The sequence below is a fragment of the Streptomyces sp. WMMB303 genome, from assembly GCF_029351045.1.
Classification (GTDB): Bacteria; Actinomycetota; Actinomycetes; order Streptomycetales; family Streptomycetaceae; genus Streptomyces.
Genome location: NZ_JARKIN010000001.1, coordinates 4087266 through 4112910, shown reverse-complemented (window position 1 = coordinate 4112910; position 25645 = coordinate 4087266). Strand labels below are relative to the sequence as shown.

Annotated in this window: 24 protein-coding genes; 11 read left to right on the top strand and 13 right to left on the bottom strand. The window is 74.7% G+C overall.

Annotation, left to right across the window (positions count from 1 at the left end):
• The first annotated feature begins 182 nt into the window (after positions 1 to 182).
• The 3 genes from P2424_RS18340 (at position 183) to P2424_RS18330 (ending at position 1801) form a co-directional block, all read left to right on the top strand.
• Entirely contained in the window at positions 183 to 374 is a 192-nt protein-coding gene (locus P2424_RS18340; RefSeq protein ID WP_276476828.1) for a hypothetical protein, read from the top strand.
• Between the two features lie 64 nt (positions 375 to 438).
• Positions 439 to 1413: an NAD(P)-dependent oxidoreductase gene (locus P2424_RS18335; RefSeq protein WP_276476827.1), complete on the top strand. Its 975-nt coding sequence runs from the start codon at positions 439 to 441 to the stop codon at positions 1411 to 1413.
• Positions 1414 to 1585: 172 nt separating this feature from the next.
• Complete coding sequence (locus P2424_RS18330) at positions 1586 to 1801, top strand: DUF2180 family protein (protein ID WP_276476826.1); 216 nt, start codon at positions 1586 to 1588, stop codon at positions 1799 to 1801.
• Between the two features lie 16 nt (positions 1802 to 1817).
• Here the strand turns inward: P2424_RS18330 and P2424_RS18325 are convergent, their stop codons facing one another.
• Positions 1818 to 2579: a VOC family protein gene (locus P2424_RS18325; RefSeq protein WP_276479015.1), complete on the bottom strand. Its 762-nt coding sequence runs from the start codon at positions 2577 to 2579 to the stop codon at positions 1818 to 1820.
• 253 nt (positions 2580 to 2832) lie between these two features.
• Here P2424_RS18325 and P2424_RS18320 point away from each other — a divergent pair, with 253 nt between their 5' ends.
• The gene (locus tag P2424_RS18320) at positions 2833 to 3018 is read left to right on the top strand and encodes a DUF5133 domain-containing protein (RefSeq protein ID WP_276476825.1); all 186 of its coding nucleotides are present in this window, start codon (positions 2833 to 2835) and stop codon (positions 3016 to 3018) included.
• 106 nt (positions 3019 to 3124) lie between these two features.
• Here the strand turns inward: P2424_RS18320 and P2424_RS18315 are convergent, their stop codons facing one another.
• The gene (locus tag P2424_RS18315) at positions 3125 to 3520 is read right to left on the bottom strand and encodes a cupin domain-containing protein (RefSeq protein ID WP_276476824.1); all 396 of its coding nucleotides are present in this window, start codon (positions 3518 to 3520) and stop codon (positions 3125 to 3127) included.
• A gap of 51 nt (positions 3521 to 3571) precedes the next feature.
• Between P2424_RS18315 and P2424_RS18310 the strand changes: the two genes are divergently transcribed.
• The 3 genes from P2424_RS18310 (at position 3572) to P2424_RS18300 (ending at position 5815) form a co-directional block, all read left to right on the top strand.
• Positions 3572 to 4579 carry a helix-turn-helix domain-containing protein gene (locus P2424_RS18310; RefSeq protein ID WP_276476823.1) on the top strand — a complete coding sequence of 336 codons (1008 nt, stop codon included), beginning with the start codon at positions 3572 to 3574 and terminating at the stop codon, positions 4577 to 4579.
• An 89-nt stretch (positions 4580 to 4668) separates the two neighbouring features.
• The gene (locus P2424_RS18305; RefSeq protein WP_276476821.1) at positions 4669 to 5223 is read left to right on the top strand and encodes a sugar O-acetyltransferase; all 555 of its coding nucleotides are present in this window, start codon (positions 4669 to 4671) and stop codon (positions 5221 to 5223) included.
• 172 nt (positions 5224 to 5395) lie between these two features.
• Positions 5396 to 5815 carry a DUF2267 domain-containing protein gene (locus P2424_RS18300; protein WP_276476820.1) on the top strand — a complete coding sequence of 140 codons (420 nt, stop codon included), beginning with the start codon at positions 5396 to 5398 and terminating at the stop codon, positions 5813 to 5815.
• An 89-nt stretch (positions 5816 to 5904) separates the two neighbouring features.
• Here P2424_RS18300 and P2424_RS18295 read toward each other — a convergent pair whose 3' ends face one another.
• The gene (locus tag P2424_RS18295) at positions 5905 to 7269 is read right to left on the bottom strand and encodes an NAD(P)-binding domain-containing protein (protein ID WP_276476819.1); all 1365 of its coding nucleotides are present in this window, start codon (positions 7267 to 7269) and stop codon (positions 5905 to 5907) included.
• Positions 7254 to 8639, bottom strand: a complete 1386-nt coding sequence (locus tag P2424_RS18290; protein ID WP_276476818.1) for an ATP-grasp domain-containing protein — start codon at positions 8637 to 8639, stop codon at positions 7254 to 7256. Before P2424_RS18290 ends, P2424_RS18295 begins: the two co-directional genes overlap by 16 nt.
• 135 nt (positions 8640 to 8774) lie before the next feature.
• Here P2424_RS18290 and P2424_RS18285 point away from each other — a divergent pair, with 135 nt between their 5' ends.
• Positions 8775 to 10016: a glycosyl hydrolase gene (locus P2424_RS18285; RefSeq protein WP_276476817.1), complete on the top strand. Its 1242-nt coding sequence runs from the start codon at positions 8775 to 8777 to the stop codon at positions 10014 to 10016.
• Positions 10017 to 10059: 43 nt separating this feature from the next.
• Here P2424_RS18285 and P2424_RS18280 read toward each other — a convergent pair whose 3' ends face one another.
• Positions 10060 to 11292, bottom strand: a complete 1233-nt coding sequence (locus tag P2424_RS18280) for a GNAT family N-acetyltransferase (protein WP_276476816.1) — start codon at positions 11290 to 11292, stop codon at positions 10060 to 10062.
• Between the two features lie 230 nt (positions 11293 to 11522).
• Between P2424_RS18280 and P2424_RS18275 the strand changes: the two genes are divergently transcribed.
• Entirely contained in the window at positions 11523 to 12719 is a 1197-nt protein-coding gene (locus P2424_RS18275; RefSeq protein WP_276474122.1) for an IS110 family transposase, read from the top strand.
• Positions 12720 to 12721: 2 nt separating this feature from the next.
• On the opposite strand, the gene P2424_RS18270 is transcribed toward P2424_RS18275, so the two are convergent.
• From P2424_RS18270 to P2424_RS18240, 7 genes are read right to left on the bottom strand one after another with little or no spacing between them, the layout of a single operon-like run.
• Positions 12722 to 13495, bottom strand: a complete 774-nt coding sequence (locus tag P2424_RS18270) for a hypothetical protein (RefSeq protein ID WP_276476815.1) — start codon at positions 13493 to 13495, stop codon at positions 12722 to 12724.
• A gap of 5 nt (positions 13496 to 13500) precedes the next feature.
• Entirely contained in the window at positions 13501 to 14754 is a 1254-nt protein-coding gene (locus P2424_RS18265) for a glycosyltransferase (protein ID WP_276476814.1), read from the bottom strand.
• The gene (locus P2424_RS18260; protein ID WP_276476813.1) at positions 14751 to 15521 is read right to left on the bottom strand and encodes a polysaccharide deacetylase family protein; all 771 of its coding nucleotides are present in this window, start codon (positions 15519 to 15521) and stop codon (positions 14751 to 14753) included. Before P2424_RS18260 ends, P2424_RS18265 begins: the two co-directional genes overlap by 4 nt.
• Positions 15502 to 17160: a lipid II flippase MurJ gene (locus P2424_RS18255; protein ID WP_276479014.1), complete on the bottom strand. Its 1659-nt coding sequence runs from the start codon at positions 17158 to 17160 to the stop codon at positions 15502 to 15504. Before P2424_RS18255 ends, P2424_RS18260 begins: the two co-directional genes overlap by 20 nt.
• A 32-nt stretch (positions 17161 to 17192) precedes the next feature.
• Positions 17193 to 18629 (bottom strand): O-antigen ligase family protein, encoded by a 1437-nt coding sequence (locus tag P2424_RS18250; RefSeq protein WP_276476812.1) that lies wholly within the window; start codon positions 18627 to 18629, stop codon positions 17193 to 17195.
• Complete coding sequence (locus tag P2424_RS18245; RefSeq protein ID WP_276476811.1) at positions 18626 to 20269, bottom strand: exopolysaccharide biosynthesis polyprenyl glycosylphosphotransferase; 1644 nt, start codon at positions 20267 to 20269, stop codon at positions 18626 to 18628. Before P2424_RS18245 ends, P2424_RS18250 begins: the two co-directional genes overlap by 4 nt.
• On the bottom strand, positions 20266 to 21510 hold the full coding sequence (locus P2424_RS18240; RefSeq protein ID WP_276476810.1) for a glycosyltransferase family 4 protein: 1245 nt from the start codon (positions 21508 to 21510) through the stop codon (positions 20266 to 20268). Before P2424_RS18240 ends, P2424_RS18245 begins: the two co-directional genes overlap by 4 nt.
• Before the next feature lie 251 nt (positions 21511 to 21761).
• On the opposite strand from P2424_RS18240, the gene P2424_RS18235 reads away from it, so the two are divergent.
• Positions 21762 to 22271, top strand: coding sequence for an anthrone oxygenase family protein (locus tag P2424_RS18235; RefSeq protein WP_276476809.1), 510 nt, complete (start codon positions 21762 to 21764; stop codon positions 22269 to 22271).
• A gap of 69 nt (positions 22272 to 22340) precedes the next feature.
• Here P2424_RS18235 and P2424_RS18230 read toward each other — a convergent pair whose 3' ends face one another.
• A complete protein-coding gene (locus P2424_RS18230; protein ID WP_276476808.1) occupies positions 22341 to 23978 on the bottom strand; it encodes a hypothetical protein in 1638 nt (545 codons plus the stop codon).
• Positions 23979 to 24850: 872 nt separating this feature from the next.
• On the opposite strand from P2424_RS18230, the gene P2424_RS18225 reads away from it, so the two are divergent.
• Positions 24851 to 25531 carry a response regulator transcription factor gene (locus P2424_RS18225; protein WP_276476807.1) on the top strand — a complete coding sequence of 227 codons (681 nt, stop codon included), beginning with the start codon at positions 24851 to 24853 and terminating at the stop codon, positions 25529 to 25531.
• Positions 25532 to 25645: the final 114 nt, after the last annotated feature.

Here is a 25645-nt window from a genome sequence, read left to right as displayed (position 1 = left end):
GAGCGGTCCGGCTGATCCGCGGAAGAACCATGATTTGAGGGTTTCCGCTCCGCAGTTCCTGCGATGGAGCTTGAGGGCCGTCACAAGTCCCAATCAGCACTTCAATGAAACGATGGAAGGTGCCAGGGGGCGCGGCTCCCGGGGGCGCGCGCCCCGTGGCAGGAGAGCGGAGGAGATCCGAGATGAAGTTCGTACTCCAGGTGGACATCAGCGGCATGCGCGGCGAGGGGGAAGCCGTGGCCGAATTGGGCCGGGCACTGCGGTACTGGGGCGGCAACCTGCGCCACTACGCGCTGGAGCCGGGCGACGGCTCGGAGATCTACGACTCGCAGTACCGCCAGGTCGGGACCTGGCACATCGCCGCGGACTCGTGACCGGCCGGCCGTAGCATCGCGGCCGAGGGCACAACCGGGCCCGGGGCGACGGAGAGGAAGACCGATGGCGATCGAGGGTGTGGACCCCCAGCGGATCGGACGGGAACTGGGCGGAGCCGCCGTCACCGTCGACCCCGCCCTGCCCGAGCCGGTGCGCGCGGGCATCGGGGAACTCGTCCGGCGCCCGCTGGGCCCCGGCGCCGAACCGCGGATCCATGTGGGCCCCACCCTGCCCGAACTCGGCCCCGGCGAGCGGCTGCTGTGGATGCACAGCACCAACGCCGGGGTCGACACGCTGCTGGCGGCGTCCGCCGGCTGGCCGACCGGGACGCTGCTGACCCGCACGGTCGGGCGGATGGGGGAGCGGATCGGCCAGTACGTGCTGGCCTGGGCGCTGGCCGAACTGCAGAACATCCCCGCCTTCCTGGACCAGCACGTCTCCCGCACCTGGAACCGGCTGCCCACGGAACTGGCCGACGGCACCCTCGCCGTCGTCCTCGGGACCGGCGGGATCGGTGCGGGAATCGCCGCCGCACTGCGCCCCAGCGGGGTACGCACCGTCGGGGCGGCCCGCACCGCCCGCCCGGTGCCCGACTTCGACGAGGTCTTCGCACTCGGTGCGCCGGACGGCTCCGGTGCGCCGTCGCCGGAGCTGGCCGCGGCCCTGGGGGCGGCTCGCTGGGTGATCGACGCGCTGCCGCTCACCCCTGCCACGGCCGGGCTGCTGGGCTCCGGATTCTTCGGCGCCATGGACGGTGCGACCTTCCTCAACGTGGGCCGGGGTGCGACTGTGCGCACCGAGGCGCTCGGCCGGGCACTGGAGGAGGGCCGGGTGGCGCACGCGGTGCTGGACGTCCTGCCGGAGGAGCCCGTCGGGCCCGGATCCCCGGCCTGGGAGCTGCCCCGCACCACTCTCACCTCCCACTCCGCCGGGCCCACCACCGCCGCCGACGTCCTCACCGACTTCCGCGCGGCATGGCACGCGCTGGATGCGGGGCGGCTGCCCGATCTGGCCGTCCACCTCGCGCGGGGCTACTGACCGCGGGCGGGACGCCGCCCCGGCGTCCCGGGGTGGGCGCCACCGCCGCTCGCCGGGCGCGCGCCGCCGGGGGCATGCGCTGAGCCGAACGGCCGTACCGATGCGTACGGCGCCGTGCGGAGGGGAACTCGCGCACAGTCCGCCGTTACGGCTCCGAGAGAGAGGGGGCGTCATGCACTGCTACGACTGCTTCAAGGAGGGCACCGAGACCTCGGCCCTGGCGGTCTGCGTCGACTGCGGGGCAGCTGTGTGCGACCGCCATCTGCACAGCGACCCCGAGCCGGTGCGCCGCTCGATGAGCGTCGGCCAGGTCTGGTCCTCGAGCGACTCCCGCCGGATGATCTGTCTCGTCTGCCACGACGTGCTGCAGCAGAACCAGAAGGGCTGAGGCCCGGCTCCGCACGTCAGGAGCCCAGCAGGCGGAAGAGGCCGCCGTCCGGGTCGCGGACGGTGGCGATCCGGCCGTGCGGGGCCTGCTGGACGGGCGAGACCACGGAGCCGCCCGTCCGCTCCGCGGCACCGAGCGCCGCGTCGATGTCGGACGCGCGGAAGTACACGTCCCAGCGGGTGCGCACCTGGGGGTCGGAAGCGGCCTCCACGCCGCCTCCGCGAAGCCCGGCGACGGTCTCGCCGTCCACCAGGATGTGCACCTCGTCGCTCTGCTCCTCGTAACTCACCCCGTGGCTGGGGTTCTTCGTCCAGTCGAGCACGGCACCGTAGAAGAGTGCCGCGGCGAAGGCGTCACCGGTGCGCAGCTCCAGCCAGGCCGGCGCGTGCCCCGCACCGACCGCCCAGCCGCGGGGCAGGTCCCCCTGCCAGACCCCGAACGCCGCACCGTAGGGGTCGGCGGCCATGGCCGCACGGCCCTCGCCGACCCGCAGCGGTCCGACGGCGACGGTGGCGCCCCGCTCGCGGACCCGCTCGCAGACGAGGTCGGCGTCGTCCACGGAGAAGAACACCGTCCACCGGACGGGAAGCTGCCAGGAGACGGCCGCCTCGTTGAAGCCCGCCACCGGATCGCCGTCCCGGGTGGCCGTGCGGAAGCCGGGGCCCAGAGAGCTGTCGGTGAAGGACCAGCCCAGCACCGAGCCGTAGAAGTCCTCGGTGGCCTGCCGGTCACGGACGGTCAGACTGACCCAGCAGGGTACTCCGGGTACGGAATCCATCACGTCAGCTCAAGCCTCCTGCCGGTTCCTTTCGCACCTCGGCGGGCATCTTCCGTCCCCGGACGCCGGAGTGCCCACCAGGTGCGGCGGCAAACGGGCAGCGGACAGGAATGAGAGCCTCATGTCGGCTTTTACGTGTTTTGTCCGGCTGGTGGCGGGTACTGGCCCTGTGCACAGCCTTCGCCGCCCGCAGGACGCGGGCGGCAGCCGTGTCCCCCCGCCGCGCGCCGCAGCACGCCCCCGAGGAGTTGCCATGATCGCTCACCCCGACACGCTCCGAGAGCTGCTCAGCCGCTATGAGGCCCTCCGCGGGCGGCCCGAGGACCGGCAGGAGCTGGACGACGTCTCGTACACGCTCTGCGTCTCCACGGGGACCCGCGACATCCGCGACGCGGTGCGGGCGGCCCGGGCCCATATCGCGGGGGCCCGCGCGGCCTGAGCGGGGCGGCGCGCGGCCGGGGCCGCGCCGCGGGCGACGCGACCCGCGCCGGGCGACCCCGGGCGGTGCGCAGGCCCACCCGTGGCCGCCCTCCGCAGCGGGCGCGCTACCGGCTCAGTTCGTGTCCCGTCGTGGCGTCGACGTGTGCGGGCACCTCCTCGTGCCGGTCCCCGACGGTGGAGGTGCCGGTGGGCTCGAACAGCAGCAGGGCGGCGCCCCCGGGCGAGGCGGGCTTGTGCTCCACTCCGCGCGGCACCGTGAAGACCGCCCCCGTCCCGAGCCGGACCGTCCGCTCGCCGGCCGGCTCGCGCAGCCCGATCTCCAGCTCTCCGTCCAGGACGAGGAAGAACTCGTCCGTGTCCTCGTGCGCGTGCCACAAGTGTTCGCCGCGGACCTTGGCGACGCGTACGTCGTAGTCGTTGACGCGGGTGACGATGCGGGGGCTCCACAGGGCGTCGAAGGAGGCCAGAGCCCGGTTCAGGTCGATGGGGTCGCTGTTCATGGCTTCATCCTGGGGCGTGACGTCGTCCGCCGCGACTGCTAGGAATCGCATATGCCGCAAGATTCCTCGCACGGACGGCCGACGGGTCTCCACCGGGTCGTCGTGCTCGTCGACGAGAACTCCAACCCCTTCGAACTCGGCTGCGCGACAGAGGTCTTCGGACTGCGCAGGCCCGAGCTCGGCCGGGAGCTGTACGACTTCACGCTCTGCTCACCCGAGCCCCGCACCGTGCTGCGCGACGGATTCTTCACCCTCACCGGCGTCGCGGACCTGGCCGCGGCCGAGCACGCGGACACCCTGATCGTGCCCAACCGGCCCGACATCGAGGTGCCCCGGCGCCCGGCCGTGCTGGCGGCCGTCCGCCGCGCCCACGCGCGCGGCACCCGCCTCCTGGGTCTGTGCAGCGGAGCGTTCACCCTCGCCGAGGCGGGTGTGCTCAGCGGGCGGCGCGCCACCGCGCACTGGCAGTGGGCGGACCGGTTCCGGGCCCGCTTCCCGGACGTGGACCTGGAGCCGGACGTCCTCTTCGTCGACGACGGTGACATCCTCACCGCCGCGGGCAGCGCGGCCGCGCTGGACCTGGGACTGCACGTGGTGCGCCGCGACCACGGCGCCGAGGTCGCCAACGCGGTGAGCCGCCGCCTGGTCTTCGCCGCGCACCGGGACGGCGGCCAGCGGCAGTTCGTCGAGCGGCCGCTGCCGCGCACCCCGGAGGAGTCCTTGGCACCCCTGCTGGCGTGGGCCCGGGAGCGGCTGGAGGCACCCCTCACCGTGGCCGATCTGGCGGCCCGGGAAGCGGTCAGCGCCGCCACCCTGCACCGCCGCTTCCGCGCCCAGCTCGGCACCACCCCGCTCGCCTGGCTAGTCGGCGAGCGGGTCGCGCTGGCCTGCCGGCTGATCGAGCGCGGTGAGGAGCGGCTGGAGGTCGTCGCCCGCGAGAGCGGGCTCGGCACCGCAGCGAACCTGCGGTCCCGGCTTCGCCGGGAGACCGGACTGAGCCCCTCGGCGTACCGCAGGCGCTTCGGCCGGGTCGAACTCCCGGCCGCCACCGGGGCGTGATCCCTCCCGTCCCCCGCCTCGGGCGATCAGCGGCCCTGGGCGGTCACCGCCGGGGCGGCGCCTCGCGGGCGCTCTGCGAGAGTGTGCCCATGGGTGAGAACAAGCAGCGGATGCTGGCGGGGGACTGGTATCTCCCGGACGACGAGGAACTGCTGGCCGACACGGTGCGGCGGGCCGAGCTGTGCGAGGCCTACAACGCGTCCGGCACCGCCCCGCCCCAGGAGCGGCGCCGGATACTGGAGCGGCTGGTCGGGGACCTGGGCGAGGGCGTCCGTATCCGCCCGCCGTTCCACTGCGACTTCGGCAGCCGGCTGTCGATCGGCGCCGGCACGTTCGTGAACTTCGGTGCCGTCTTCCTGGACGTGGCGCCCATCGCCGTCGGCCGTGACGTGCAGATCGGTCCCTATGTGCAGCTGCTGACCCCGACGCACGGAATGGATGCCGAACGGCGCCGCGCGGGCTGGGAGAAGGGACTGCCCATCACGATCGGTGACAACGTGTGGCTCGGGGGCGGTGTGATCGTCTGCCCCGGCGTCACGATCGGCGCGGACACCGTCGTGGGGGCCGGTGCGGTCGTCACCGCGGACCTTCCGGGCGGCGTGCTGGCCGTGGGCAACCCGGCGCGGATCGTACGCGAGCTCTAGCCGGGTCCGGGAGGCCGTACCGCCTCGGGGCGGACGGTCTCCCGGACCGGTTCCGTCGCGCCGCGTCGCCGTCCGGGCGCGTGAGGTGTGCGCCCGGACGTGCGACCGGCACGCGGGGCGCGCATGCTGGAAGGGGCCCGGTGGAGTCACTGCTCGAGTGAGGAGAAGCCCCATGCAGCACGACGAGTTCATCGGTCAGGTACAGGCGCGGGCCCACCTCGACAGCCGGGGTGCGGCCGAGGCGTGCACCCGCGCCACCCTGGAGACACTGGCCGAGCGCATTCCGGCCCCGCTGGCCGACCATCTGGCCGCGCAGCTTCCGACGGAGCTGGGAGAACACCTGCGCCGCATCGAGTACGCGCCGGACATCCCGCAGACCGGGGTGCGGATGACCCGGCAGGAGTTCTTCGACCGCGTCGCGCGGCGGGCCGGGGCGCAGCCGCCGAAGGCCGTGCACGAGGCCAGGACGGTGGTCGAGCTGCTGGGGGAGGCCACCCAGGGTGCGCTGACCGAGCGCATCCGGCAGTCGATGGACGACGAGCTCGCCTCGGTCCTCTTCGCGGGGAGCACCGGTTCGGCCCACGCACACTGACGCACGGCCTCGTAGCCCCCTCGTCCCCGCGCGACCCGATGGGCCGCTCGACGTCCGGCCCGGTCCGGACGCCGACAACGGCACGTACGTCACCTCGACGCCTTCACCTCCCGGCCGGGCGCCTGCGCTTCCTCGGCGGCGAGTGCCCGGGTGGCCGAGCGGGGCACCGCCACCCGCGGGGAGCGCCCGGTGCCGCCGGTGGCGCGGGTCGCCTCCGCCGCCCGACGCGCGGCCACGTGCCGGCACACGCCCGCGACCAGACGTGGCGCCGTGAAGCCGGCACCGTGCACGAAGCGCATCGCGGGACCGAACGAGGGTGCTGTCAACAGCCCCGCGAAGAACAGGCCCGGGTGCGAGGACTCGAAGTCGTGGCCGAGCCAGGGGCCGTCGCTGTCCCCCACCCGGCGCAGGGTCTCCCGCAGGGTGGAGTCCAGCAGCCCGAGCCGGAACAGCTCCGGGGCGAATCCGGTCGCGGCCACCACGTGGTCGGTCTCCAGCGTCCGTGCCGTGCCGTCCGCCGCTCTCAGCCACAGCCGCACCCGGGAGCCCGGGCCGTTCCCCACGCGCCGGATCCCGCCCGCCGTGCGGTCGGCCGCCGTGATGGTGTGCCCCAGCAGAGTCGGCACGACGGGCTCGAACCGTTCCCGCAGCCACCAGGCCCCCGCCGGGCCGAGGGCGTTCCGGGCGATGTGCAGCCGCAGGGCGGCGGGCAGCCGCCGGACCGCGTCCGGGCGCCGCGACCACACCCAGGTCGGCCAGCCGGTCCCCAGGGCGCTGTGCGGGTCGAGCAGGGCGCCCAGCCGGCTGCGGTCGAGCGGCTTGGGAGGGGTGTTCCAGTTCAGGCGGGGCGCCCGGGCCACCACCCGTGGTTCGGCGCCCTCCTCGGCGAGCAGCGCCGCGGTCTCCAGTGCCGCCTGCCCGGCGCCGACCACCGTCACGTCCTGGCCCCGGAACCGGCTCAGGTCACGGTGGTGGGTGCTGTGGGAGGCCAGGTCGGCGGGCAGGCCGCGGAGCGCGGCGGGCCGGTGCGCGAACGGCAGCACTCCGATGGCGAGTGCCACCGCCCGGGTGGTGAGCTGCTCACCCTCCGCGGTACGGATCCGGAAGCCGGACTGGTGCGGAGCGACCCGGGTGACGGTCAGGTCCTCGACCGGGGGTGTGGCCCGGTTGCCGAACCAGGTGCCGTACTCGGTGAAGGTGTCCAGCGGCAGCGGGCGGCCGTGGCCCACCTCGATGCCGCGGTCCGCGCAGTAGGCGGTGAGCGTGTGGGCGCTCTCCGGGTCGGAGAGCGCGGAGGCGCCGGGCTCGGACTTGAGGAACATGCCGCGCGGCATGTGGTCCCGCCAGGAGGCCATCGGCTTGCCGAGGACCCGCAGGCGCAGTCCCGCCGCCGCCGCGTGTGAGGCGATGGACAGTCCGTAGGGGCCGGCGCCCACCACTACGAGGTCGTACATGGATTCCTTCTCTCTGTGTACGGTGTCGGCTCTGTGTGCTGCGGGCCTTCCGGTCCGGGCGCGGGGTGCGCCGGGCCCGCGGTGGGGCGTGCCACGCGCGCGGCGCGCCCCGGGGCGGATCTCGTGTTGCCGGTGCGCAACCGCTCGCGCAGGGCGTCCGGGCGCGCTCCCCTGGCCAGGCAGCGGCCCAGCCAGCCCGCCGCCATCGCGGCGAAGGGCAGCGGGTCGTCGGCGGCGAACCAGGCGCGCTCGACCGGACCGTGTGAGGCAGCCGCGGGTGCGCGCCCGCGTGCCCGCGGGCCCAGCAGCGCGGACAGCAGCGCGTAGTTCTCCACGACGAATACCCGGCCCGGCCCTCCGCGCGGTTCGGGCACGTCACGCCCGGTCAGATGCAGGTGCTGGGCCCTGACCACGTCCAGACCGGTGTGGTCGGTGAAGAGCCGGAACTGCGCACCGGGGCGCGGGTTGAAATCCACCAGGTGGTGGACGCCGGTGACCGGGTCGAGCCGGAAGTCGAGGTCGAGGATGCCGCGGTAGTCCAGGGCCGCCGCGAGGCGGGCAGCGGCCTTCTCCACGGCGGGGCACGGCAGCCAGGTGCCCACCGCGGTCAGTCCGGTGCGGGGCGGCCAGGAGCGCTCCTTGCGCCCGGCGCCGCCGACCAGGAACCGCCCGCCCTCGGCGGCGTACCCGTGGAAGAACCAGTCGGCTCCCGGCGCGTCCGGCAGCCTGCGCTGCAGCAGCAGGGCGCTGCCCGCCTCCGCGGTCCGCTCGTACAACCGCGCCGCCTCGTCCGGGCTCCGGACCAGCGCCGTGCTGCGCAGGCCGGGTGGCAGCAGCCAGGGGCGGCTCCATTTGGCCACCGCCGGCAGCCCGAGCTCCGCGGCGGCGCGCGCTGCCTCGCGCGCACTGTCGGGCAGCATCGTCGGGGGGTGCGCGACCTCGGCGCGGGCGCAGACGGCGGACAGTTCGGCCTTGTCCGCCAGCCGGGCCGGAAGCGGCGGCGCCACCGGGGGCAGCAGGTACCGTCCGGCGAGCCGGGGCGCGAGCCGGGCGGCGCCGATCGCGCCCCGGTCGTCCAGCGGAACGAGCACGACGGGCCTGCCGATCGCCTCGGACGCCTCCAGCAGCGCGCCTTCCAGTTCGGCGTCGGTCGGCGCGCCCCTCGGCCCGGCGGCTGCCGCGGTCCGCGGTGTGTGCACCCGGTGCAGGTAGCGGGTCCGGCCCACCGGGCCGATCCGTGAGCCGACGAGCGCGTGCACCTCCACCCCGGCGCGCCCCAGCGACCGGGCGGCTCCCAGGGTGCCGTGGTGGTACGGGTTCGGATCGAGTCGCAGCAGCAGTGCGGGGACGTCCGTGGCGAACGACGGCATGATGCATGTCCTTCAGGCGTGGGGTGGGCGGGCGGGGCGAGAATCCTGCTGACGGATCATCAGGATTTGGGACCGGCGGATGACCGGACCGCGGGCCGAGGGCGCACAGCGGCCCGGAGGCGACCAGGAGGAGCCATGCGGAGCCACAGACGTCAGCGGATCAGAGCGGTGCTGTGCGGAGGGATCCTCGCCGCGGGACTGCTGGCCTCCTGCACCGTGCTGCCGAACGGCAGGCCGGAAACCGAGCCGGGCGAGCGACCGCTGCGCAGCCCGCAGCCCTCCGCATCCCCGGCCCCGAGCCGGCCGGCCTCCCCCTCCCCGTCCGCCTCCCCCTCCGCTCCCTCCGCGCCGGTCGCCGCCGCCGACCCGGCGGTGGGTGCGTTCCTGGGCTCCGGACCCGAGGGGGTGCGCCGCATCCGCGCGATGGAGCGCTGGCTGGGCGGCACCCGGCTGCGCGTCGGGCACACCTACCTGCCCGGCCGCCTGTGGTCCGACATCGAGGGCCCGCCTCGCTTCCTGGAGCCGTGGGCCCGCTGGCGGCACGCCGACCCGGACCGGCTGCTGGTGCTCAACGTGCCGATGGCGGCCCGCAACGAGGCCGGCCTGTCCGACGCGCGGGTGCGCACCCTGCTGCGTGAGGGCGCGGCCGGACACTTCGACAGCCACTACCGGAAGCTGGCCGAGCGGCTGGTGCGGCAGCGCCTCGCGGACACCGTCCTGGTACTGGGCTGGGAGATGAACGGCACCACCTACACACACCGCTGTGGCCCCGACCCCAAGGCGTGGAAGGCGTACTGGCGCCGCATCGTGACCGCCATGCGCGCGGTGGCAGGCCAGCGGTTCCGCTTCGACTTCGCGCCCAGCCGGGGCCGGGACGCGATTCCCTGGCCCCGCTGCTACCCGGGCGACGACGTGGTGGACGTGCTCGGCATGGACGCCTACGACCAGCCGCGCGGCCTGCGCTTCGAGGAACAGGTGCGCGAACCGTACGGACTCCAGGCGCACGTCGACTTCGCGGCGCGGCACCGCAAACCCGTCTCCTACCCGGAATGGGGGCTGTTCCGCAACGGCGACAACACCGAATACACCCGCCGCATGCTGGAGTGGATGGACCGGTACAAGCCGCTCTACCAGACCATCAGCGACTACTGCCCGCACGGCGTGTGGCGCTGTTCGCGCAACCCCGCCTCCGCCGCCGTCTACCGGGCGGCGCTGGGCCCCGGGACACAGCCGCCCCGGCAGTCCGGGCAGACGCAGGCCCCGGGCCACTCGCGCCCGGTGCCGCCCCCCTCCACCCCCCGTCCCTGGTGGGACCGGTGCTGGGGGCCGGGCCGCTACTGCGTGCGGCTCGACTGGCTGCGTGCCCTGGGCGGATAGCCGCCGCCCGGACCCGGCCCACCGCGATACCGCGCTCACGCCGTCACTGCCGGGTCCGCAGGCCGCGGCGGACTCGGCCCGGCAGGACGCGGACCACGGCGTTCAGCGGCCGTCTGCGCAGCAGCCCGGCCGCCAGCTCCCGGGCCGCCGCCTGCGCGGCCAGCAGCCCCAGGGCGGGCGCCAGCTCCCGCCGGGCCAGCAGATAGCGGCGGTTGACGGCGGTCACCGGGCGCCAGCGCAACTTGTAGGGCTCGGTGCCGCGCAGCATGCTCAGCGTGCCCCGGCCGCTGGCGGCCGCGTAGTGGGCGTCGTGCTGCAGCAGCATCGTCGCGATGTCCACCCGCTGCTCGCGCAGCGTCGGATCGGCACCGTACAGATAGCCGCACACCAGGTCCCGCGAGGTGAAGGCGACATCGCAGGCGGCCACCCGGCCGCCGATCCGGTACTCGGTCACCGCCGCGTCCCCGCAGGCCACCAACGCGGTCGTGGCACGCACCAGATGCGCGCCGAACCGGGAGCGCAGATGCTCGGGTGTGACGCCCCTGCCGCGCCACTGCCGCTCGTGCAGCCGCAGCATCGTGCGCACCGCGTCGGCCACCCGCTCCCCGGTCACGTCGTGCGCCTCGACACCGAGTTCGGCGATACGGCGGACCTTGCGCCGGGTGCGCTTGGCGCTGGCGGGTGCCAGTCGCCGCAGCATCTCCTCCATCGGAATGCCGGGAAGCTCCAGACAGGAGGAGTCGGCCAGGCACCGGCTGGCCCCCGGCCAGGCCGCGTACAGGCGCTCCGCGGCCCCGCCCGGCCGCACTTCGCGCAGGTCCAGCACGGCGCTGCGGGAAGCGGAGTGCAGGGCCCGGGCCAGCGCCCCGGCGGCCCGCGGGCAGCTGTCGTCCAGCAGCACGTCCTGGTAGTCGGAGATGCTGCCGCCGAGCGTGACCAGCGCCGGCAGCGGACGGTGCACGAGCATCAGCGGGGCGGCGGCGACCAGACGTCCGTTCTCCCGCACCAGGACCACCCGCAGCCTGCCGCGGCGCCCGTAGGACCGCCACCACGACCACAGCCAGACGTGGCTCTGGAACGGCGTCGCCGACCTGTTCCGGGCGCGCAGCGCCTCCCACTCGTCGGTCAGCGCGGCGAACTGCTCCTCCGCGCGGCACAGCGTCGCCGTCAGCCGCACCGGTGGCTGCCCGGAGGCGTCGCCCCGTGCGCTGCGCCACGGGGAGAGGACGGGCCCGGCCAGTCTGCGGCGGGTGGGCGGCGGCAGCGGTGAGGTCATCGAGCTCTACCTTCTTCCTGGGTCTGCCCCAGCCATTCGTAGGGTTGTGGCACCCAGGGGAGCCGGGTGTGGCTTTCATCGGGCTGCCGATCATGGTTCAGGAGGCTTGGCCGCCCGGTTCCCCACGACGACTCGGCCGCCGATTGGGAAGTGCGAGAAGGTCGCTGTGTAGAGCAATGCCGGCGAGGTCGTCCGTGGTACGAACTGCACCGACGATCTGACGGAGTGCGATGAGCCGGATATGGGCCGGGACCGACTGCGGCAAGACCCACCACCACACGCTGGTCCTGGACGCTGAGGGCGGCACGCTGCTGTCGCGCCGCGTGGCCAACGACGAGCCCGAGCTGCTGCGGCTGATCGCCGATGTCCTGGGCCTCGCGGACGGCCGGGCAGTGACCTGGGCGATGGACATGACCGGCGGCGAGCCGGGCCTGCTGATCAACCTCCTGGCCAACCACGCCCAGGAACTCCTCTACATCCCCGGCGTCGCGGTCAACCGGGCTACCGACAGCTACCGCGGCCAGGGCAAGACCGACGCCCGCGACGCCCGGGTCATCGCTGACCAGGCCCGCATGCGCCGCGACCTGCTGCCCATCCGGCTCGACGATGAGGCAGTCGTCGAACTGAGGCTGCTGACCGACCGCCGCACGGACCTCGTGGCCGAGCGGACTCGCGTCATCAACCGGCTCCGTTCCCTGCTGAACAGCATGTTCCCTGCGCTTGAGCGAGCCCTGGACCTCGACAACACCGGGCCGCTGCGGCTCCTGAGCGGCTACCAGACCCCCACCGCGATCCGGCGGGCCGGCACCAAACGCCTCACGACGTGGCTTCGCAACCGGAAGGTCCGCAGTGCCCAGGCCCTTGCCGAGAAGGTCGTTGAGGCCGCCGAGCGACAGCACACCGCCGTCGCCGGGGAAAACGCCATTGCCACGATGGTCCACACCCTGGCCGGGGAGGTGATGACCCTCAACGAGAAGATCGCCGGGACCGACAAGCTCATCGAGGGCCGGTTTCGTGAGCACGATCTCGCTGAAGTGATCACCTCGATGCCAGGCATCGGAGCCACTCTCGGCGCGGAGTTCCTCGCCGCCGTCGGCGGCACACTGGACGCCTTCCCCACCCCGGACCGCCTCGCGGCCTTCGCCGGAGTCACCCCGGCCCCGAGGGACTCCGGGAAAATCAGTGACAACCTCCACCGGCCAACGCGCTACCACCGACGCCTGCAACGCGTCTTCTACACCTCCGCACTGATCAGCATCCAGTCCGACCCCAACTCCCGCGCCTTCTACGACCGGAAGCGCGCAGAAGGAAAACGCCACGTCCAGGCAGTCCTCGCTCTGGCCCGGCGCCGCGTCAACGTGCTCTGGGCCCTGATTCGTGACCGACGGTGTTACCAGGTGACACCACCCGTTACCACAGCGGCTTGACATCAGCATTGGGAAGCCCCCTCCGGCTCCGCGGCCGGGCGCCCGGCGGGCGCCGTGCCGTCCCGGCCGGGCGCGGGCGCCGGTACGGCCGCGCCGTCCGCCGCCCGGCGCCGTTGCGGCCGGGCCAGCAGCACCAGCGCGCCGAGCAGTCCGCCCGCACTCGTGCCCACCGCGACCGCGATCGGCATCGAGGGGGAGACGGGCCCGGCCGAAGGCGCCGCGTGCGCGACGACCGTCAGCCGCACCCCCGTCCGCTTGGCCGACTTCTTCGCCGTGCCGGTCAGCGAGCGGGCCACCGCGTCCGCGTAGTCGGCGGCACGGCCGGGCCGCGGCGCGCTGCCGGTGATCCGCACCATCGGCGCGTCGGGCGAGGCGGCCGCCCGCACCCGGGAGCGGAGCGCCCCGCGCGGCAGCCCCGCGTCGGCCTCCGCGGCGCCGAGCACGAAGGCGTCCGTGGCCACCTTCCCGTACGCCTGCGCGTAGCCCAGCGCCGAAGCCGCCTCGGCGTGCGGGCCGGGGGAGACCAGCACATAGCTGGTGGCTTCGTACCGGGGCTCCGAGAGATTCGCGTACCCGCCCCCGCCGAGCGCCCCGAGTGCCACGCACACCGGCAGCGGCCACCAACCCGGGCCCCGCGAGCGGCGCCTGCGGCGGCTGCGGCGCGCGGCGGGCCGGGCCTCGCCGCGTTCGCGCCCCGCGTCCGGGGCGGCCGTCTCGTCGGTCTCCGCGGTGCTCTCGGCGGACGACTCCGCCGTTGCCGGAGCGGCCTTGGACATGGAACTCACCTCGTTGTCAGGGGGCGTTCGGGGGAGAGGGACGGCACCGGGTAAGCCGCCCCCGGGGCGCGGACGCGTGCGGTCCCGCCGTCCGGGGGCGCGCCCAGCGCGGAGCGGTAGACCAGCGCCAGGCGCTCGGCGCAGTGCGCGATGTCGTAGCGGTGCACCGCCGGCGGCACCGGCAGCCTGGCCGGGCGCGGGGCCCGCGCGGAGTCCGCCGCGTGCCGCGCCAGCGACCCGCGCAGCGCCTCCACCGGGCCGTGCGGGGAGGCGGTGAACCGGTGTGCCCCCGGCGCCTGCCCGGGCGGGAGGTCCTCGATCGCCGGGCACGCGGCGTAGAGCACGGGCAGTCCGGCGGCGAGCGCTTCGATGGCCGCCAGCCCGAAGGACTCCTCGGGTGACGGCGCGGCGAACACGTCGGCCGCGGCCAGCACCTGCGGTACGTCCGGTCCCGTACCGCGGGGCGCCTGCCGGGTGCCGGGTCCGCCCGCGCACTCGCCCAGCAGGCGCACCCGGTCCTCCGCCCCCAGCGCCGCGGCGCGGGCGCGCAGCGCGGGGAGTTCGGGGCCGTCCCCGGCCAGCAGCAGATGCGCACCGGGCAGCGCGGCCACGGCGTCCACCAGGGTGTCGAACCGTTTGCCCGGCACCAGGCGGCCCACCCCGGCCACCACGAAGGCGTCCGGCGCCAGCCCCAGGCCGTTCCGCACGGCGGCGCGGGCGGCGGGATCGAAGCGGAAGCGTGCGGCGTCGATGCCGTTGGGCACGGTGCACAGCCGGGCGGTGGGAACGCCCCAGCGGCGCAACCGCTGCTCGACCGTCGCGGAGACGGCCACGGTGGTGGTGCCGAGCCGTTCGGTGGCCAGATAGAGGGCGCGCACACCGGCGGTGAGAGGGCGGCCCTCCAACGCGCGGTCACCCAGCGAGTGCTCGGTCGCCACCACCGGGCGCACCCCGGCCAGCCGGGCGGCGATCCTGCCGTACACGCAGGCCCGGTACAGATGGGTGTGCACCAGGTCGTAGCCCCCGGAGCGCACCAGCCGCACCAGCCGGGGCAGCGCGGCCAGATCGCGGTTCCCCGCCATGCCCAGGTGGGCGACGGGGGTGCCGTCGGCGCGGATGCCCTCGGCGACGGAGCCCGGCGAGGTGAGGGCGAGCACTTCGCCCCGCACGGAATGGTCCGGCAGATGGCGCAGCAGCAGCCGCAGTTGCTCCTCGGCGCCGCCGACGTCCAGGCCGGTGATGATGTGCAGCACCCTCATCGGCGCACCGCCTCCCGCCGGGCGGCTTCCGCGGGGGCGGACGCCGCGGGCAGCGGCCTGCGCCGCAGTGGGTGCAGCACCTTCTTGAGATACATCCGCACGGAGGTGTCCCGGGCGCCGACGTGGGCGCGCGGCAGGGCGTGCACACCGGTCAGCGGTCCCGGATCGATGCCGCACGCGTAGCTGTAGCCGGCCGCGCGCACGGCTGCGACGGCCCGGTGGTCGAGCGTGCCGTAGGGGTAGCAGAACCCGGCGGGTGCCGATCCGGTGAGCTCGCCCAGCAGCGTCCGGCTGTGCGCCGTCTCGCGCACCAGGGTCGTGTCGTCGGCGCCGGCCAGGTCGGTGTGGGCCAGCCCGTGTGAGCCGATCTCCATTCCCGCGGCGGCCGCCTTCCGGATACCGTCGGCGTCCAGCAGCGCCTTGCGCGGCCCGAGTTCGTCCCAGGCGTTGTCGCCGCCCAGCCGTCCCGGCAGCACGAACGCGGTGGCCGTGCACCCGTACCGGTGCAGCAGCGGCACGGCGGCGGTCAGGAAGTCGGCGTAGCCGTCGTCGAAGGTGAGCCCCACCAGCCCGGCGTCCCGCCCCGCCGCACGGGCCCGCAGCAGCCGGCCGGCGCTCACGCCGGTCAGCCCCCGGTCGCGCAGCCAGCGCAACTGCCGCTCCAGCCTCGAGGGCGAGACGGTGATGCCGTACGGATCGTCGGGGCAGTCGGAGACCGAGTGGTACATCAGCAGCCAGGGGGCCCGGTTACGGGTGTCGGCGGGCATGCGGGAACCTCCGTTTGACGGCGGTGGACAGATACGACAGCTCCGGGGCCCCCACCAGCAGTCCGACGCAGAGGAAGACGAACAGCACGGCGCACCCGCCGGCGAGCGCCCCGGCCAGGGGCGTGGCGCAGAGCCCGGCCACCGTCCAGCCCGCACCTGCCGCCGCGGCGGCGGCCACCAGCAACCGCAGCAGCCCGGCCGCCACGCCGGACACGTCGACGGCCACCACCCGGGCGCCCAGCCCGTGCAGCAGCAGGGCGGCGGTGGTGGTGATGCCCAGCGCGTTCGCCGCCGCGATGCCCAGGACACCCCAACCGCCCGCCAGCGGAGCGCCGGTGCCCACTGTCACGGCCAGCCCGGCCCCCATCGCGGCGGCCGGGAACCAGGGCGGACGGCCGCCGGAGAAGAAGGGCCGCACCAGGGCGCCGACCATGCTGTGCCCCAGCAATCCGCAGCAGTAGACCCGCATCACCGCGGCCGTCGCGGCAGTGTCGTGCGCGTCGAAGGCGCCGCGTTCGAAGAGCAGACCGATGATCTGGGGTGCGCAGGCCACCACGTACGCGGCGCCCAGCAGCACCACCGTCCCGGCCGTCGCCAGGTCCCGCTCCACCCGCCGCCGGGCCGCCACCGCGTCGCCGTCGGCCATGGCTCGGGCCACGACGGGGAAGGTGACCGTGCACACCATCAGCGAGAGCACCATCGGCAGCTGGGCCACCTTCTGCGCGTAGTTGAGATGCGAGATGGCGCCCGCGGGCAGCGAGGAGGCCATGAAGCGTTCGAAGAAGACCTGCGCCTGGCGGCTCACCGCGAAGGTGACGACCGGTGCGAGCACCCCGAGGCCGACGAGCGTCCCCGCGTGCGCGCTCGGCCGCCCGCCGCGCGCCGCGCTCCGGGCACGGCGGCCCCGAGCCGGGTGCTGCTGCCGCAGCGGCAGGCGGCGCAGCAGCGGGGGCAGTTGGATGAGCACCATCAGCGCGCCGCCCACCGCGACGCCCAGCGCGGCGGCCCGCACTCCCCAGGCGCGGTGCGCGGCGAACATCACCGCGATGGTGGCGGAGTTGTAGGCGAGGTAGATCGCGGCGGGTGCCGTGAAGTGCCGGTGCGCGCGCAGCGCGGCGCTGAAGTACCCGGCGAGGCCGAAGGTGACCACGGTCAGCGCGGTCAGCCGCAGGCAGTCCACCGCGGTGCCGATGTCGGGCAGGCCCGGTGCGAGCACCCGCACCACGTACGGCGCGGCCAGCATCAGCAGCCCGGCGGTGCAGGCGAGCAGCAGCGAGAGCCGGGTGAGGGTGGCCGCCACCAGCGTCCGCACCGGGTCGGCCTGTGCCGTGGTTCCCTCCGTACGGGCCGCCCGGCGGGAGAGGGCGAGACTGAAGGCGGGCACCAGGACGAGCGCCATGGCGTCCTCGATGAGCAGGGTGGCGGCCAGTTCGGGCACCGTCCAGGCGACGAGGAACGCGTCGGTGTCGGAGTCCGCGCCGAAGAGCTGGGCGATGGCCTGGTCCCGCATCAGCCCGAACAGCGAGCCCGCTGCCGTGAGTCCCGCGGTGACGGCGGCCGCCCGGGCCAGGAACCGCCCGAGCCGGGGTGACTCCTCGCCCGCGGGCGCCGTCGCGGGCCGCGGGTCCGACTGCGGCATCTCCTGCTGGGGCATCTCCCGTTGCGGTACGGTCATACGGCGCGGCTCCCGCCCGCTCGCCGGCTCTCCGCGTGCTCCTCGGCCGCGGGCGACAGAGCCCACCAGGTGCCCAGCCCCAGTACCAGAGCGGTCAGTACCGTCGACGGGCCGCCGATGTCGCCGTAGAGGAAGTCCACGCTCTGCCACACCAGCAGCGCCGTGGCCGCGGCGCCGCAGTCGCGTACCCCGCAGGCGGCTCCGCGGCTGCGCGCGGCACCCAGCCGGCGCAGCGCGCACACCAGCAGCGCCCCCCAGGCACCGAGCAGCGCCACCGTGCCCACCAGGCCCTGTTCGCTCAGGACCAGCAGATACATGTTGTGCGGCGAGAGCAGCGGCTCCCGCTGGAAGGGGACCCCGGCGCCCGCCGCGTCGCTGCCCGAGGACAGCTCCAGCGCGGCGTGCGTGTCCCGGTATGCGGGGAAGCCCTTGGGTCCCACACCGGTTGCCGGGGCCTGCTGCCAGATGTCCGTCGCCGCGCTCCAGAGGGTGTAGCGGTCCGTCACCGAGCGGTCCGGGGACGCCGAGACCTCGGTGATGCTGCCGACCCGCTGGGCCAGCTCCTGCGTGGCCACCCCGAATCCGCCGACCAGCAGCACGCCGACCGCGGTCACGGCGGCGAGGGCGCACACGGTCGTGCGGAGGCCGCGCAGCGCGAGGAGCAGCAGGCAGGCCGGCACCGTCGCGAGCCAGGCACCTCTGCTGTAGGAGAGGGCCAGCGGCAGCACCAGCACGGCGGCCGAGCCCAGCGCGCAGGGGCGCAGCCAGCGCGGCGCGCCGGCCGCCGGCACGAGCCCGCACGCCAGCGCGATCACCAGCCCGTAGGCCACGGCGGTGGCCATGCCCATCACGTCCAGCGCGCCGAAGGTGCCCACGGCGCGGACCTCTTCGCCTTGGTAGGAGGCGCCGGTGCCGGTGGCGGCCTGGACGACGCCGAACCCGCCCTCGACGAGTGCCAGCAGCACCACCGCGCCGCACAGCAGCCGGGCGTCCCGCGCGTCGCGCAGTGCCAGCAGCACCGCACCCGGCACCAGGACGAAGAGCTGCAGGTACCGCACGAAGCCGGGCAGGCTCGCTGCGGGATCGGCCGAGGCGATCGTGGTCACGGCGAACGCCGCGGTCGGCGCGCCCAGCACCAGCGCGGCCGTCGGGGTCAGGGACCGGCGCCGGAGCCGCTGCCCGGCCCGCTGCTGGACCCGGTCCCGCAGCAGCCCGATGGCGCACCACACCACCAGCACACCCGAGCTCAGGTCGGCGGGGGTCACTCCGCTGCGGCCGCCCGGCCCCGCGGTGTCCGGCGGTGCGCACAGCAGTCCCACCGTCACCAGCACCGGTACCACCGGCCGGTCCAGACCGTAGCGCCGTACGGCGCGGCTCAGCGTGCTCCGCCCGTCCCGGGTGGCGGGCGGAGCGCTGTCCGCCACCGCGCTCACCGGCCCTCCAGACGGAAGAGGGAGGCCGCGGTACGGCAGATGATCCGTACGTCCTGCCACAGCGACCAGGTCTCGATGTAGTGATTGTCGAAGCGCGCCCGGTCCGCGATGGAGGTGTCGCCGCGCAGTCCGTGCACCTGGGCCAGCCCGGTGATGCCGACCGGGGCGCGGTGCCGCTGCGCGTAGCCGGGGTGCAGGCGGCTGAAGTGGCCCACGAAGTAGGGTCGCTCGGGCCGCGGCCCCACCAGGCTCATGTCGCCCCGCAGCACGTTCCACAGCTGCGGCAACTCGTCCAGCGACGTGCGGCGCAGGAGCCGGCCGACGGGGCTGGTGCGCGTGTCCCCGGCGACCGACCAGCACGTCGCCGCCTCGTGGTCGTCGGTGGGCCGCACGCTGCGGAACTTCAGCAGGGTGAAAGGGCGTCCGTCCTGTCCGATGCGCTCCTGCCGGAACAGCACGCCCGGCCCGTCCAGCACCCGGACCGCCAGCGCGCAGCCGGCCATCACCGGCGCCGCCAGCAGCAGGGCGGGGGCGACCAGTGCGATGTCCAGCAGCCGCTTGCGGAGACCGGTACGCGGCCGGGGGCACTCGAGCGTCAGGCGCCGGCAGGAGAATCCCCACAGGTGCGCCTCGTCGGGCCGCCGGTGGCAGGAGAGCGCGTGCCCGCCGTGCGCCCCCAGCGCGCAACCGGGCCGGACCAGCCAGCCGTCGACCCCGCGGGCGCCGAGCAAGCGGGCCAGCGCCGCGGAGTGCGGATCCTCCCAGGGGGACCGCAGGAAGACCGCGTCCCGCACGGCGTTCCGCGCCACCTCGCGCGCCAGCTCCTCGGGGGTGGAGACGACGGGCAGTGGCGGGTGTGCGGCGTTGCCGTCCGCCGCTTCCGTGCGGCCGGCGTCGGGCAGCCCGCCGTCGGGGCCGCCCGAGGGCGCGTCGTCGTCGGGCCCGACCTCCACCAGCGCCGTCGGCCGCAGTCCGTACCGGGGCCGCTCGGCGAGCGCCGCGCTCACCGTCCGGGCGGTTTCGCCGCGCCCGACGACCAGGGCGCTCCGCGGGCGGCGGCGGCCGCGGCGGCGGCGCACCCCGTGGACCAGGGCGCGGAGTGCGCACACCAGCGCCGTGTTGGCGGCGACGCCCGCGAGCAGACCGGCCGCTCCCAGCGCCCCGGTCCGGTCGCACGCCGCGAGTACCGTGGCGCCGACGCACCAGGCCACGGCCGCGCGCTTGCCGACGGCGGGGAGTTCGTCGAGTGCCTGCGGGTCGAGACCGGGCCGGTAGAGGCCCCTTCGGGTGCACAGCACCGGCAGGCTCGCGCAGACCGGGGCCAGCAGCACAGGCGCCGCCTGCGGGCCCGCGCAGGCGAGTACGGCGGCAACGGTCCCGGCCAGGTCGGCGGCTACCAGCGCCGGCGCGGCGACGCGCCGGCGCCGGGCGGGGCCGGTGGACGGCAGGGCGACGGGTTCGCGGGCCGACGGCAGCGGCAGAGGCGCCGACCGCCCCTCCTGCGGAGCCGGTTCGCCTTCGGTGCCGGACACCGGCCGGGGGAGGACGGGGCTGGTGGCCACGGTGCCTTCGGCGGTCGCCGACCCCGGTCCCGTCGCGGTCCGTGAATTCCGGGAGTCGTCAGTGTTGTCGGTGCTCATCTGCTGCCCGCTCCTTCCGCGGCGGGAACCGCTGCCGTCGCCGTCCGGTGCCGCAGCACGTCCCGGTACAGCTCCAGTACGGCGGTGGTGGTCGTCGTGATGTCGAACCGCTCGCGTACGTGTGCGTGCGCGGCGTCGGCCAGCTCCGCACGGAGCCGGGGGGCGAGAGCGAGGCGGGCCACCGCCTGTGCGAGCGCGTCCGGGTCGGCGGGCGGTACCAGGCAGTCGGCCTGCTGTCCCGGGGGCAGCAGTTCGCGGGACCCGGCCACGTCGCTGACCAGTACGGGCCGGCGAGAGGCCATCGCCTCCAGCGGAGTCAGGGCCATGCCCTCCCACAGCGAGGGCAGCACGACCAGGTCGGCTGCGGCGTACCAGTCGGCCACCGCGCCGCTGGCACCGGCGAACACCACACCGGCGGGGGCTGCTCGGCGCAGTTCCTCCCGGTCGGGCCCGTCGCCGACGAGCACCAGGCGGGCGTCCGGGACCCGGGCCGCCACCTGTGGCCAGGCGCGCAACAGAGTGCGCTGGCCCTTCTGTTCGCACAACCGCCCGACGCACACCACCAGTACCGCCGAGGGCGGCAGCTCCGCCACCGCAGCGAGCGCCGGTGTCCACGGCTCCGGGCCCGGCGCGGTCCAGCGTCCGGTCCGCGGGGCCGCGGACGCCGTGAAGCGCGCGGTGTCGACGCCGTTGTGCACCACGGCCCACCGGGCCTCGATGCCGACGGCCGTGCCGGTCGCCCGCTCCGCCTCGCTCACGCACAGCACGCGGTCGGACCACCGGGCGGCGTACCGCTCCCAGGCACGGGCCAGGTGTGCGGTGCGTCCTGTCGCGGCCTCGAAGGACCAGGCGTGCGGCTGGTAGACGGTGGGCATCCGGCCGCGCACCGCCAGTCGTGCGGCGAGGCCCGCCTTGGCGCTGTGGGCGTGCACGAGATCGGGACGTACGGCGCGCAACAGCCGTTGTACGGTGTAGACCTCCACCGCGATCCGGGCCCCCGGCTCTCGTACGGCCGGCCAGTGCAGGGTCCGGGCTCCCGCCGCCGCCGCGGCGTCCGCCAGTTCGCCGCCCGCGGGGCAGGCCACGACGACGTGCAGTCCCGCTTCGACCTGCGCCCGTGCGAGGTCGGCGACGACGCGTGCGACACCGCCCTCGACGGGCTGCGCGAGATGCAGGACGGTCAGCCCCTCGTGCGGCGGGCCGCCGCGAGGTGCGGTGCGCTGTGTCGGCAATTCCGGCATGGACGACTCCGCCTCCTGTGATGAAGCAGAGTGACCTTGACAAAATCCGACTGTCGAACCTGAGCGGCGCGCCGGATATCGTCTGGTTTTCACCGACTGATCCCACGCGTGGCGGGTGCGACGTCCGCACATCCCCCTGAGCGCTCCGGCCATGGGGCTCCGGCCGCCACCCCGGTTGACTGGCCGCACGGCCCGCTCGAACGGCGCGGGCACCGCCGAGAGCCGCCCGGCGCGGCCGAGAGGGGACGGACGTGCGTGTACTGCAGGGAGTTTCACTGCTGGGGGCCGTGCTGCTCACCGGCCTGAGCGCGGGCCTCTACTACGGGTTCGCGGTGGCGGTCTCACCGGGCCTGCGGCGGGCCGGGGACCGGACCTTCGTGGAGGGTATGCAGCGCATCAACACCGCCATCCTCAACGGCTGGTTCATGCTGGTGTTCGCCGGTTCGCTGCTGCTGATCGCCGCGGCCGGGGCGCTGCACCTGTGGGGCGGCGGCAGCAGGGCCGCGGTCCCGTGGATCGCGGCGGCGGGTGCGCTGTACGTGGCGGTCCTGGTGGTCACCATGGCGTTCAACGTGCCGCTCAACGACGCGCTCGACGCCGGTGGCATCCCGGACGGCGCGGAGCGGCTGGCCGCGCTGCGGGAGCGCTTCGAGAGCGGCTGGCACCGGTGGAACGTCGTCCGCACGGTCTGCAACACCGCCGCCTTCGGGTGCCTGGCCTGGGCGTTGGTGCGCTACGGGAACGGAGGCTCACCGAGGTGATGATCCTATGTACCCTTCGCCTGATATACGCAATGGCGGAGCCGTAGTCGATCGGATGTTCCTACCGTCCTACTGGCCTCCGCGGCCGAACCGCAGTGCCCGGGCCAGCACGTCCAGCGCCTCGTCGGCCCAGCCGATCGCGTGCAGGCCCGAGGTGACGTTGGCGGGCGGGCGGTTGATGAGAGTGTCGTGGCGCACCAGCCGCGTGAAGTCGACCCGCACCGACTCCGTGCGCGGCCGCCCGCCGTAGGGGGTGCGGAACTCCACGCCCGCCTGCCGCATCACGTCGATCAGCTCCTGGGCCAGAATCCCGTAGGCGACCGTCGTCGGATGGACGCCGTCCAACGAGAACAGCCCCCCGTCGCTGCGCCGGTCGCCGTCGCTCAGCAGGAACCGCGAGTTGGGCACCGGATCGAGTGCGCGCAGCTCCCGGGGCAGCGGATACGGCTTCCACCAGTCGGGCCGGGCTGCTTCGTCCTCGAAGTAGCGGCGGCAGGCCAGCCGGTCCAGCAGGCCGGCCGCGTCCAGCAGGAACCAATCCCGCCCGGCCCGCCGCGCCGCACGCACGGTCTCCGCCATGGCGTCGTTGTACTGGTCGATCGCCGCATCCACGGCGGCGGCCTGCTCACCGGTCAGATGCGGGTCGCGCTCCGCGTCGAAGGCGGCGTCGTCGATCCAGGGGCGTGTGTAGTACGGGAAATAGCGCGACCCGGGCTCCAGCTTCCCGTGCACGCCGCGGGCGACCGGGGCGATCGTGACGTGCGGGACGGTGCACCAGATCACGTGCCGGGCCCGGATCCGCCCCACCGCGTGCGCCAGTTGCTGCAGCTCGGCCTCGAAGTGCTCCGGCCGCCAGACCGTGAACCGCTTCTTCACGTCCAGGTCGTCGTAGCCCTCCTCGCTCCAGGCCACCTTCAGCTCGATGACGGAGGAGAGCGCGTTGTTCGCGCCGAGAAAGACGATCAGCGTCTCGATGCCGTGCTCCGGATCCGGCTCCCGCTCCCCGGCACCCGCGGCGCCCTGCTCGGCGCCTCCGGTCTGCTCGCCCAGCGCCGCCGCCGCACTCAGCTGGGTGTGCGCTCCGGCGGCCGGCGGGCGGGTGGGGAGGGTGCGCAGCGCCGCGCGCTCGCCCGGGTTGCCGACCAGCTGGCGCACCAGGTCGTCGCTCGGGGCGTCGATCATCCTGCGGCACACGTCGGCCGACTTGTCCAGCGCGTCCCGCAGATCCCAGCCGAAGACGGCCAGGTTGTGGTTGATGGCGGTGCCCGCCGCCGGAGCGCACCCTCCGCCGCGTTCCCAGTAGTCCTCCACCTCGTCCATGAAGCGGCGGGCCCGGAAGAGCGCCGCGGGCGCGTCCCACCAGTCGACGGCCGGACCGCAGTGGTCCTCCAGATCGCGCAGCAGCATCTCGAGGTTGAGCGGGAGCCCGCCGCGGCCCTCGAAGGAGGGGTGGCGGAACTGCTCGGCCCAGCCGAGCTCGTGCGCGATGATCGCCGGGTACGAGAGATCGGTGCGGAAGACGGCACAGCTCTGGAAGCCCTGGGTGAGCGAGTCCCCGACGGTCACCAGCCGGTTGCGGGGCTCGCCGCGCCAGGAGGTGGCGACGGGGACGCCCAGGGTCGGGTCCGTGTACGGTGCCCCGGGCTCCGCGCGCCCGGAGGCACCGGTGGCGGGGTCGGGTGCGGGTACGGGGTCCGGTGCGGTCATGTCACGCCCCTTGCCTGCCTGTCGGTGCCGTCCGGTTCGGCAGCCGGTCCACTGAGCCGGGTCGACGACTCGCCGAGGAGTACGTGGCCTGCACAGCTGTGGTACCCGCGGGGCCCGCCCGGCAACCGCGCCGGGTGCGACGCAGCGCAGCGGCGTGATCCCGGAGCGTGTGGACGCTCCGGGTGAGCAGGGGTTCCGCGGCGCTGCCGACAGCCCTCGGTCCCGGATCATGCCGCACCCGCCGGGTGCCCCCGCGCAGTCCCGCCGGGGCTCGCGAAGCGGCTGCGGAGCAGCCACCGGGCGACGGGCGGCCCGACCCGAGGAGAAGGAGTCGTCCGTGCGGACCGTGACGGTACGCCGGGTGATCGCGCGCCGACAGCCGAGGTTCTCGACGCTCCAGCGGTGCGCAGCTCGCCGAGTCGGGCCGCCTGCTCGACCCGGGGCCGGTCCGGGTGGCGGTCGAGAGCACCCTCGAGCTCGCCGATTCCCGGGGCGGCGCACGAACGAGCCGCTCGGGGCCGTCTCCGGGGCGAGATCGCACTCACCACCCCGACGGTGCAGCCGGTATGCAGCGGGCTCTTCCGCTTCACTCCTGGGCCGTCAGTTGTTCCGGGTCGTTCCCTCAGCCGGGGGTCCGTGAACTCCCCGGCGGGCCAACGCGGTTGAGGACTGTCGGCCGGCGTGTGCCGGGCTATGGGGGCACTGCGGCGCGGCGGGCCACATACGCCACAACAGCGGGGTCGAACACCAGCAGACACTCCGTCAACTTGCTTCCCTGGAGGGGGACTCTGCGGGATCATCGCTCGCGGCAGTCAGGACCGGACCACCTCCGCCACCCGGAAGTGGCCCCCGCACGGGGATTGGGTGAACGCATGACCGAGATCCAGGAAAAGTCGGACAGCAGCGATCCCACCGCGGCCCGCCTCGCGGTCGCCGTCCACGTCGAGGCCGAAATCCTCCGACTCGGTCTGCGGGCCATGCTGCCCGGCCTGGCATCCGTGGAGCACGCCGAGGAGTTCACCCACCCCGCCGCGCTGGAGCAGGCCCTGACCGGCAACAGGTTCCACGTGCTCATCCTCTCCAGCTCCACCGACGCCTCCGCCTCCCTCGGGCGCCTGCGCCACACCCACCCGGGACTGCGCACCCTGCTCCTCCTCGACCCGGCGGACGCCGCATCCGACTCGGCGCTCGCCCGGCTGCCCGCCGACGGCTATCTGCTGCGCGAGGAACTGACCGCGGCGGCCCTGGAGCGGGCGCTGCGGCAGCTGGCGGCCGACGAGATGCCGATGCCGCTCCGGCTGGGACGCCGACTGCTCAGCCAAGCGGGCGAGTCGGCCCACCTGCTGCCCGCGCGCAGGGTGCGGCTGACCGCGCGCGAGTACGACGTGCTGTCCCACCTGGTGGCCGGGCTCAGCAACAAGCAGATCGCCCGCCGTCTGCGGATCTCCGAGCACGGCGTCAAGCGGCTGGTGAGCAGCGTGCTGCTCAAGCTGGGTGCCGCCAACCGGACGGCCGCCGTCGTCACGGCGATCAAACTCGGTCTGATCGACTGAGCATCGGGCTCTCCCGGGCGGGCCGTGCCCCGCCCGAGCCGCCCTGCCCCCGGCCCTGGTGGAGCAGGGCACCTTCCGGCCCTGCCCGAGTGGGCGTTCCGCGATGCCCTGACC